At 42.9% G+C, this 10,035-nt stretch carries 9 protein-coding genes; 4 read left to right on the top strand and 5 right to left on the bottom strand.

Annotated elements, in window-relative coordinates; all coding sequences use genetic code 11:
* Together F6K20_RS11070 and F6K20_RS11065 are read right to left on the bottom strand one after the other, a co-directional pair.
* The coding region (locus tag F6K20_RS11070) for a serine hydrolase (protein WP_287294671.1) at positions 1–1,275 on the bottom strand (1,275 nt) is incomplete at its 3' end.
* Between the two features lie 61 nt (positions 1,276–1,336).
* A complete protein-coding gene (locus tag F6K20_RS11065; RefSeq protein ID WP_131827044.1) occupies positions 1,337–1,534 on the bottom strand; it encodes a hypothetical protein in 198 nt (65 codons plus the stop codon).
* A 90-nt stretch (positions 1,535–1,624) separates the two neighbouring features.
* Here F6K20_RS11065 and pedR point away from each other — a divergent pair, with 90 nt between their 5' ends.
* Positions 1,625–1,894, top strand: coding sequence for a photosynthetic electron transport-dependent transcriptional regulator PedR (gene pedR / locus F6K20_RS11060; protein WP_008187694.1), 270 nt, complete (start codon positions 1,625–1,627; stop codon positions 1,892–1,894).
* 418 nt (positions 1,895–2,312) lie between these two features.
* Here pedR and F6K20_RS11055 read toward each other — a convergent pair whose 3' ends face one another.
* On the bottom strand, positions 2,313–2,630 hold the full coding sequence (locus tag F6K20_RS11055; RefSeq protein ID WP_287294669.1) for a DUF4342 domain-containing protein: 318 nt from the start codon (positions 2,628–2,630) through the stop codon (positions 2,313–2,315).
* A gap of 167 nt (positions 2,631–2,797) precedes the next feature.
* On the opposite strand from F6K20_RS11055, the gene trpB reads away from it, so the two are divergent.
* The 3 genes from trpB to F6K20_RS11040 all read left to right on the top strand — a co-directional run bounded on the left by trpB (position 2,798) and on the right by F6K20_RS11040 (position 8,671).
* Entirely contained in the window at positions 2,798–4,063 is a 1,266-nt protein-coding gene (gene trpB, locus F6K20_RS11050; protein ID WP_008187691.1) for a tryptophan synthase subunit beta, read from the top strand.
* Positions 4,064–4,555: 492 nt separating this feature from the next.
* Positions 4,556–5,206, top strand: a complete 651-nt coding sequence (locus F6K20_RS11045; protein ID WP_287248510.1) for a ribonuclease H-like domain-containing protein — start codon at positions 4,556–4,558, stop codon at positions 5,204–5,206.
* A 117-nt stretch (positions 5,207–5,323) separates the two neighbouring features.
* Positions 5,324–8,671, top strand: a complete 3,348-nt coding sequence (locus F6K20_RS11040; protein WP_287294673.1) for an ATP-binding protein — start codon at positions 5,324–5,326, stop codon at positions 8,669–8,671.
* An 8-nt stretch (positions 8,672–8,679) separates the two neighbouring features.
* Here the strand turns inward: F6K20_RS11040 and F6K20_RS11035 are convergent, their stop codons facing one another.
* Both F6K20_RS11035 and iscB read right to left on the bottom strand, forming a co-directional pair.
* Entirely contained in the window at positions 8,680–8,871 is a 192-nt protein-coding gene (locus tag F6K20_RS11035; protein ID WP_287248508.1) for a hypothetical protein, read from the bottom strand.
* 101 nt (positions 8,872–8,972) lie between these two features.
* Complete coding sequence (gene iscB, locus F6K20_RS11030) at positions 8,973–9,887, bottom strand: RNA-guided endonuclease IscB (protein WP_287294668.1); 915 nt, start codon at positions 9,885–9,887, stop codon at positions 8,973–8,975.
* Positions 9,888–10,035 lie beyond the last annotated feature (148 nt).

The raw sequence follows: 10,035 nt of genomic DNA, 5'->3' as shown, positions 1-10,035 counted from the left end.
GTGGTAGTGCTTTAGTTCCGCAACGATGGAATTATAAGTTGCGGTTAACTGCTGGTCTTTGAGCGCAATGGAAACTATTCCGTATCCGGGATGCTCAAAATCTCCTGTGTAATCTTCTAGGGGATGTGATGGTTGAGTGCCAGTTTTAGGCTGTGGTTTGGTGTTCTGTTTGCCTTGTTCAGCCGCTTGTTTAGCTTCCTCAACCTTACTCTTCTGCCTTTCATTCCAAGGAACTTCGTCGAGACCAAGCAAGCGATCGCAAATGTGATAAGTTATAAGATCTGGCAATGGGGTTCCTTGGAGATTGGTGAGAACTACCACACCAATTTTATCTTGAGGCATCAACGTTGTCAGGGCAGAAAATCCGTCAATATTACCCCCATGCTTAACGTGATTATGACCTCGGTAGGCAGTGATAAACCATCCTAATCCATAAGAGTAATGCCAGATTTCCGGATACTCAAGGGATGACGGCTTCACGATTTGTGGTGTATACATCTCAGTCAGAATACCAGGGTTGATAATCTGCTTATCCTCATAGTTTCCCTGGTTTTGATGGAGTAGAAGCCACTTCGCCATATCAGTAACATTGGAATTAATAGAGCCAGCAGGACCAATAGTGTCGATATTGCGAAATGGGATGGCTTTAACTACGTCATCTTTCTCTCGATAAGGAAGGGAAAAATCCTCAGTCTCCTGGGATTTGACAACGGAAAAATTGCTGTCTGCCATCGACAAAGGATTAAAAATTTCCTGCTGAACAAATTCTTCCCAGCTGCTCTCGGCAATTTGACCGACTAAGTAGCCAGCGGTCATGTACATCAAATTTTGATACTGATAGACACTCCGCAATTCATGATTAGGTTCGAGATACTGTAAGCGCTCAACTATTTCTTTACGAGTGAAAGGACTGTTATACCACATGAAACCGTGACGGGGTAAGCCAGAACGATGAGTGACCAGGTCACGGAGAGTCATGTGTTCACTAGCATAGGCATCGTATAGTTTAAATGTGGGCAGATAATGTCTAACTGGTTTATCCCAATCTAATTTTCGTCGCTCAGCCAAGATGCCCATAGCCATTGTGGTAAAGGCTTTAGTGCAAGACCCAATGGCAAAGAGGGTTTTAGAGGTTACTTTTAAGCCTTTTTCTACATCCCTAAAACCAAAGCCTTCACAAAAGATGATCTCGCTATCGTGAACAATAGCGACTGCCAGCCCTGGGACTTTCCACTCTTCCATTCTCTCGTTAATAAAATCACTAAGACCTTCCATTAGTTGCTCTCCATTCATGTGAATTTCAGAAGTTTCGACGTAAGCATTCAGCCGTCAGCCGTCAGCCGTCAGCCTTGGCCACGCTACGGGAATGGCTGAAAGCTGTTCGGTGTAGCGTGCGCGTAGCGCATAAGCTTACGTTTCGACGCCAGTTGCTCATCTGACTCCCCACGCTTACCACACTTACCACGCTTACCATGCTTGCCACACTCCTGCCACACTTCCTATACTCTTCCTTGTCCTGTTTATTGATAATCACTTAATTTCCCCATGGCAAATTAAGTGAAGCGGGTCACCATTGGCGGTAAAATCAGATAAGATAGGTATATCTACTAGAGAAAAATTACTTATGGCTAGTGGTAAATCCCAGAATCATGCAACTCTGTCTTACCGCGAATTGCAAATCATCGAACATGTAGCGGCTGGTTTAACCAATCTCGAAATCGCCCAGGAGCTGGCAATCAGTAAGCGCACTGTTGATAATCATATCAGTAACATTTTGACCAAAACTTCCACTGATAACCGGGTGGGTTTGGTTCGTTGGGCCTTAAAGTGGGGCAAAGTTTGCTTGAATGATGTCAATTGCTGTCCTTTACCAGCCCCTGGTCAAACTCAGTGATACCACTGACTTATCCAGTCCCGGAGATTATTGAAATTACTGATAGTTTTCAGAGTCGGCTTGAAGCTAGGATTAGGCAATTTTGCTCAGGTTGCTTTGCTCAGGTTGCTTTGCTGAAGCCACCAAGCACCTCAGTGGCACTGGCAACCCCCCAGCTAAACACCAAGAAACCCATGATTATCTAAGTCCCACTGGCATAATTAGTTTAGTTGTCCAGAGTGACTTGTAGGCTTTTGGCTGACTGCTGATAACTCAAAGCTGACAACTCAAAGCTGACAACTCAAAGTTGACCGCTCAAATTATATCTTAAGTATATCTTAAGATATTTTTAGCATCTTTAGCGATCGCAGGCAATCTTTCTCTAGGATGTCCCATACCTGTTTAGGGGTTAGGGTAGATATCTACGATATCTCGACCGCTATTCCTTTCGTTCCACCACTACTTTCAATCTAGCTGCCAATGCCCCGATCGCTCCCAGGGCGACTAACCAAGGAGCCAAGAAAATAGCAGTAAATCCTCCTAATACTCCAAAAGTTAGCGGAATCTCCCACAAAATTCGCTCCTGTTCATTTTTGACCATAATTCGGCGAATATTCCCCTGATTAATTAGGTCTTTAACTTTGTCAATCAGGTCATTACCACTAATACTGAATTCTTCGACACTGACCTTTGGCTGAACGTCTGCCTCTACAGAATTGGAGTGATTGTTAATTTGTTGATCAGTTGGTTCATTCATGGTAAGCTGCTTAGGCACCGGTATGGTAGTTATGGTGATTATTTTTCTACATTAGCTCAAAATAATTGTTAATGTTGAGCCCAAATGCTATAGGACTGGTGGTAGGGGATTTTGGGTTTTATAATAAATAGTCGAGATGTTCGTTCTATAAATTGTGTGACACCGCTGTGACTAAAACACCCCTACCCCTTAGTATCGGCGACGATAGGGACCAACCGACCCAACAACCGGACGCTTTGGGACGTTTTGGGAAATTTGGTGGCAAGTATGTCCCAGAAACCCTGATGCCTGCTCTAAGTGAACTAGAGCAGTCTTTTGATCAATACCGTAATGACCCGGATTTCCAACAGGAACTACAACAACTGCTGCGAGACTATGTAGGACGTCCTAGTCCTCTCTATTTTGCTGAACGTCTGAGTAACTACTATACCAAATCTGATGGTAGTGGACCACGGATTTATCTAAAACGGGAAGATTTAAATCACACTGGTGCTCACAAAATAAATAATGCTCTGGCTCAGGTATTGCTAGCCAAGCGCATGGGTAAGCGGCGCATCATTGCTGAAACGGGAGCGGGTCAGCATGGTGTGGCTACCGCAACAGTATGTGCTCGATTTGGTCTCGAATGCGTCATTTATATGGGCGTTCAGGACATGGAACGGCAATCCCTGAATGTGTTTCGGATGCGGCTACTGGGAGCAACGGTGCAACCGGTATCGGCTGGAACCGGTACTCTCAAGGATGCGACCTCGGAAGCGATTCGAGACTGGGTGACAAATGTCGAAACCACTCACTATATCCTTGGGTCAGTGGCAGGTCCTCATCCTTACCCAAAAATGGTACGGGATTTCCATGCTGTGATTGGCCAGGAAACTCGCGCTCAATGTTTGGAAAAGTGGGGCGGTTTGCCGGATATATTGTTAGCTTGTGTGGGAGGTGGCTCCAATGCCATGGGCCTGTTCCATGAGTTTGTTAATGAACCCACTGTGCGGTTGATTGGCGTGGAAGCAGCAGGCGCTGGTGTGGATTCTGCTAAACATGCGGCTACCCTCACTCTTGGACGACCAGGAGTGTTGCACGGGGCAATGAGTTATTTGCTCCAAGATCATGATGGTCAGGTGCTCGAAGCTCACTCGATTAGTGCTGGATTGGACTATCCTGGTGTCGGTCCAGAGCATAGCTATTTGAAAGATAGTAGTCGGGCAGAGTATTATAGTGTTACAGACCAAGAAGCGGTGGCTGCGTTTCAACGGTTGTCTGAGCTGGAGGGAATTATACCGGCACTGGAAACATCTCATGCGATCGCATATCTCGAAACTCTGTGTCCCCAACTCAGTGGTAATCCCCAGATCGTGATTAACTGTTCCGGTCGGGGTGATAAGGATGTGCAAACTGTTGCTAAATTTATGTCAGCTCAGACCTCGAAAGATTAAAAAAATAAAAAATAAGTAGGACATGTGGACTGTCAAGGGTAAATTGTAAACTACGATACAGTAATTCCCAGAAATTAGAAATTCCCAGAAATTAGAGCCCAGGGTTTAGCCAGCCTGCTCATGCCAAAAGCATTGCTCAAGATTAGTTTGGGAATGCTTATCTTTACTGTGGAATTAACTCAAGTTTTGATCAAGGGTCCTTAACTCTAGTAACCACTGTGATTTAGTTGCTAGTTATGGTGCTATAACATCGCTTTAAAGCGATAACTAACACTACCGCTAGTGGTTAGTATCAGTGGTGACTGTCATCTTCACGAATAACTGTGCCTTTTCCGTTCTCCTCATGGGAACAGAAACGGTACCCCATAGGAGCATCGAATCAACCAAATCCTGGGAGTTCTCCCTAAGAATATTATCCCATCAAAACTATCGCATCAAACACTATCCCATCCAACAAACTTCTAGAACCTACAACCTATAACCTTTGAACCAATGACCAACACAACTGTAATTGAAGAATTGAAGGATTTTCAAGTTTGCGATCGCGATTTACCCGAATCTATATGCCAAGAGTATCTAAGGGCAGATTCCCTCGCCGTGGATACCGAAACCATGGGACTGATTTACCAACGCGATCGCTTATGTCTTGTACAGCTGTGTGATCCACTCGGACGAGTCACCTTTGTCCGCATTGACAAAGGACAAACAGAAGCACCCCGATTAAAACAGTTGTTAGAAGCGACTAATGTGCTCAAAGTATTTCACTTTGCTCGGTTTGATGTCGCTATGCTCAGGCAAAATCTCGGTATTGAAGTCAATCCTGTATTCTGCACCAAGATTGCTAGTAAGTTAGCCCGCACCTATACTAGTAGCCATGGTCTCAAAGAATTGGTCAAAGAGCTAGAACGGATAGATTTGGATAAAAGTGCTCAGAGTTCTGACTGGGGTAATGTCGCTAACCTGTCCGATGAGCAGTTGGAATACGCTGCTAATGATGTACGCTACTTGTTGAATGTGCGGCAAAAACTGATCAATATGCTGCAACGGGAAGACCGTTGGGAATTAGCTCAACAGTGCTTTGAGGCGTTACCGACTATGGTATCTCTCGATTTGTTGCACTATCGAGATGTATTTGAACATTGAAGAATCAGAGACTGGTAAGTAAAGTTTAACAAACAGTTTCCAAGCTCCAAAATCCAACTTAAACTAGTAGAGGAGGGGTGTTACCCATAGCCCCTCCAGGAGATACCAGTGAAACGTATGTTTAGTTGGAAACGTGCCCAAATCCCCTTGTGTTTGGGTGCTTTTTTGATATCAGTACTGATTAGCCTATTAACCATAGCACCTAGTCAAGCACAATCTCAGGCATCTAAAACCTTGCCACCATTGAAGATTACCCAAGGATGGCACTATCTCTGGGGTGATGTTTCTATGAATAACCTCCGTCATGCCAAGCTTTGTACTAAGGTCGAGATTGCCAAGGGCGAGCCTTGCTGGAAAGAATTTACGTTTCCAAAAAGATTATGGAAGTCACCGGCAGATCAACAGCAAAACAATGTTTGGTTAAAGGTTAAGTTACCAGACGGTAAATGGCAATCTCCCACTCTTTATCTCGGAGCAGTTCCGAATATACTAGAAGCTTATTTAGATCAGGAACTGATTTATACCCGATTATCCCCTAACTCATTGCCTCCAGCTAATGGTGACGGGTATCAATGGCCAATTGTTCCTATTGATTCAAATTTTTATGGAAAATCATTGTTCATTAATGTTTACGTAGGGACTGAGCAGTCTATTTATATCGGATTTTTCGACCGGATAGTTATTGGTTCTAAATTTAACGTAATTCGGTGTTTATTCAAAGACGAAATCAGCACCGTTTTAGGATGTATTTTTATTTTAATTGGGCTGTGGTTTAGTTTAACCTGTTTATTCCGGTCTCAAGACAAACGATTGATTCTAGCCTTTGCATTATTAGCTATAGCTGGAGGCATTTACAACCTTAGCCAATCAACCATTATTCCCTTATTATTTAAGGATTCACTGAATTGGGAGCATATTCGATATACGGCTTTTTGTTTTCTTCCTATTCTCACTCTTATTGGTTTTGAAGAAATATTTGGCTCAGGCTACTTTTCCATCATCCAGCGGTTATGGCAAATTCACCTAATTTATTCGGTCATTTCTTTAGGATTAATTGTTATCTACAAAAGTTCCTGGTTGTATGAGATATCTATTGATCACTACTTGCTCCTGGGTAGTACAATAATTTTATTGCTCCATGCGATTCCTATAGCTATCACTCAGAAAAACTATTATGCTAAACTATTTAGTTTCGGATTATCTATCCTGGCTATAGGAGGAATGCATGATATTTTAGTTTATCGCTTTGAACCGGAAAATTGGTATCAACGATTGTATCCTTGGGGAATGTTGCTGTTTATCCTATCCTTAGCATTAATTTTAGAACGACGATTTGCTGAAACCAGGCGACTGCTAAAGGAGTATAACCAGAAGCTAGAAACTAAGAATGCTGCTCTTCAGGAAATGGATCAGCTCAAAAATGAATTCTTAGCCAATACATCCCATGAACTTAAAACACCTCTGAATGGCATTATCGGCATTGCTGAATCCCTGATTGATGGAGCAACAGGTAAGTTATCCCAGTCAACAGCATCTAATCTTTCTCTGATTGTCTCTAGTGGCAAACGGTTAACTCAGCTTGTTAACGATTTACTGGATTTTTCTGCCCTCAAGCATAAACAAATCAACCTGAGAATTAAGCCAGTGGGGATGCGAGAAATAACAGAAGTTGTTTTATTGCTATCCCGTCCCCTTGTGGTTAATAAAAACCTACAACTGATTAATCAAGTTTCCTCATCGATTCCCCCAGTCGATGCTGATGAAAACAGACTCCAACAGATTCTCTATAATTTAGTGGGTAATGCCATTAAATTTACTGAACGTGGTACGATTAAAGTGTCAGCAGAGGTGGTAAATTCTTATCTAAAAATTACCGTTTCTGATACAGGGATTGGTATCCCACCTGATAAATTAGACCGAATTTTTGAAGCTTTTGAACAAGGGGATGGCTCCATTAATAGGAAATATGGAGGAGTGGGGTTAGGTTTAGCGCTTACTAAAAAACTGGTGCAGCTCCACGGCGGAGATATTGATGTGGAGTCTACCCCAAACCTTGGCTCACAGTTTAGTTTCACCCTACCGATATCAACAGGTAAAGTAGAGAGGAAACAGCGAGAGGAAGTTTCCCAGGTTCAGAATTATTTGGCGATGGCAAATGACTCTGAACCCCTGATATCTGATCACCTGATATCTGATCACCTGATATCTGATCAGAACCTATCATCACCAACCGTCGAAGCATTTAACATCTTGATTGTAGATGATGAACCAGTAAATCTTCAGGTTTTGGTCAACCATCTTTCTCTGCACAACTATAATATTATTCAAGCAGTTAATGGCCTAGATGCATTCACAAAAATTTGCCAAGGATGCAGACCAGACTTGATTTTACTGGATATTATGATGCCGAAAATGACCGGCTATGAGTTCTGCAAAAAAATCCGTGATAAATTTCTACCGAATGAACTACCCGTAGTATTGTTAACTGCTAAAAATCAGATCTCAGATTTGGTAGCAGGATTTGCAGCAGGAGCGAATGATTATTTAACTAAGCCCATATCCAAGAATGAATTGCTAGCAAGAATTAAGACCCATCTTCAGTTAGCCAAAATTAATGTAGCTTATGGACGCTTTGTGCCTCGGGAGTTTCTGCAATTTTTAGAAAGGGAAAGTATTCTTGATGTCCAATTAGGGGACTATGTCCAAAAAGAGATGACGGTACTTTTTTCGGATATTCGCTCCTTTACTAGTTTATCAGAGAGGATGTCACCGCAAGACAATTTTAATTTTATCAATGACTATTTAAGTCGAGTCAGTCCAGTGATTCGTAATTATAACGGCTTCATTGATAAATATATTGGTGATGCGGTGATGGCGTTGTTTCCCGAAAAGGCTGATCATGCCCTAAAGGCAGCCATTGAGATGCAAAAGCAAGTTTATAGTTATAACTCCCATCGGAACAATAGTGGTTATGAACCGATTGCGATTGGTATTGGTTTGCACAAGGGGAGTTTAATTTTAGGTACAGTGGGGGAATCTGAACGGATGGATACAACCGTGATTGCTGATACTGTAAATTTGGCCTCCCGTTTGGAAAGTTTAACCAAGATTTATGGAGCAGAGATTTTGATTAGTAAACCCACCTTGACTGATCTGGATAATCGAGACAGTTATCATTATCGGCGTCTAGGGCGAGTCAATGTGAAGGGTAAAAGTCAACCAGTGGAAATCTTTGAAGTGTATGATGCTAATCCTGAGGATTTGATTGCTTTCAAGTCCGACACGACTCCTCGGTTTGAGGAAGCAGTTTCCTATTATGTAGAAGAAGACTTTGCTCAGGCGCAACAGATTTTTGAGGAACTTTTACAGAGTAATCACCAAGACCGGGTGGTTGAACTTTATATTGAACGGTGTGCTAAAGCCCGGGAGTATGGGGTTTCGGAATTGGATATTGTGATTACTTGAATTGGTTATTAAGGGAATAGGGAATAGGGAGTCGGGAGTCGGGAGTCGGGAGTCGGGAGTCGGGAGTCGGGAGTCGGGAGTCGGGAGTCGGGAGTCGGGGGAGAGATGTAGGGTGGGCAGTGCATCAGACAGGAACTTCCAGGACAACTATTCCCTGGTAAATCTCGGCAGATACTAGCAAAAGCTATAAGTGTATCCATCTTTTCGGTATATTGCCGATATATCTTGAGGTTTGCAACTTTTGTAGCCCTTGGTTCCTAACGGGGTAAATCCAAAGCTTCCTTTGCTTCTAGGGGTGACTTTACCTATTCCTAGTTTTTGATGCTTGGCTATGTCCCCAGTAACAAGCGCCTTTGATTGGTTTTAATGGATTGTGTCTGATGGGGTAACCGTATTTGTTAAGTGCTGCTTTCTGTCTCCCTCCGGGTCCCTTGCAAGTGACTAACAGCGGCTGAGAGGTTCTCAACACTAAGGTCTCAATATCCCCAACACAAGCGGCATCAATCCAGTGCTGCTTAGGTAGTTCTAATCTAGTCCGGTTGTATTTGGTTTGCGCTCCCGTTCCGGTGACCACAACCTTGATTAATTGAAGTACCTTAACTAACTTGTTCCGAGTTGCATTTACTGCTGTTGCATCTTTTAATGGCTGCTTAGCTTTAGATTTGATTTTTTGCAGTAGACTTGGCTTCTTTTTTAAGAAGTCTTCTATAGGCTTGTTACCTTTGCGTTGATTACACTTTTCACAAGCCAAACAAAGATTACTTACGCGTTCGCGTAGCGTCGGCAAAGCCGAATCGCTTCCACCAAGTGACCTTGGGTGAATGTGTTCGATTTGCAATGGAACGGATTGCTTACCACAGTAAGTGCATTCTCTTCCCCATTTTTCAAGTAAGTACTCTCTAACCTCATATCCGGCTAACTCTCCTTGCTGGTACTGAATGCCACTGATTTCAGGATTTTGCATTTTTTGGGTGTCAAACTTAACCCTTTCGACCCAAATCTCATTGACTGGGCAGAATTTAATCAATCGTTTTACCCAAGTCTGAATAGTCAAAATTCTGTGTTCTAGACTAGGTGGAAGCCATCCCTCTGGACGCTTACGGTTAAGGAATCTGGGTTTCCTGTAGCGGGTGTTGCGGTTACGTCTCCCACGCCTTACAGCGCCTCTAGACTCTAGTTTTTTCTTAATTAATCCTCCTCTGTGCTCTAATTCCATTCCCCAAATAACTTGGTTGTTTTGGACTAGGGCAAATCCAGTTACCTTACTAAGCTGTTAAGCATTTAGATTGGGATACCTAAATTGCTCAAAGGGAACTTCGGATCAGCGGATCTGGGAACGGGGAAAAACCAATTTAAATGCGCAA

The organism is Moorena sp. SIO2C4 (genome assembly GCF_010672485.1).
GTDB classification, from domain to species: domain Bacteria; phylum Cyanobacteriota; class Cyanobacteriia; order Cyanobacteriales; family Coleofasciculaceae; genus Moorena; species Moorena producens.
This window is presented reverse-complemented; position numbering and strand designations above follow the sequence as displayed.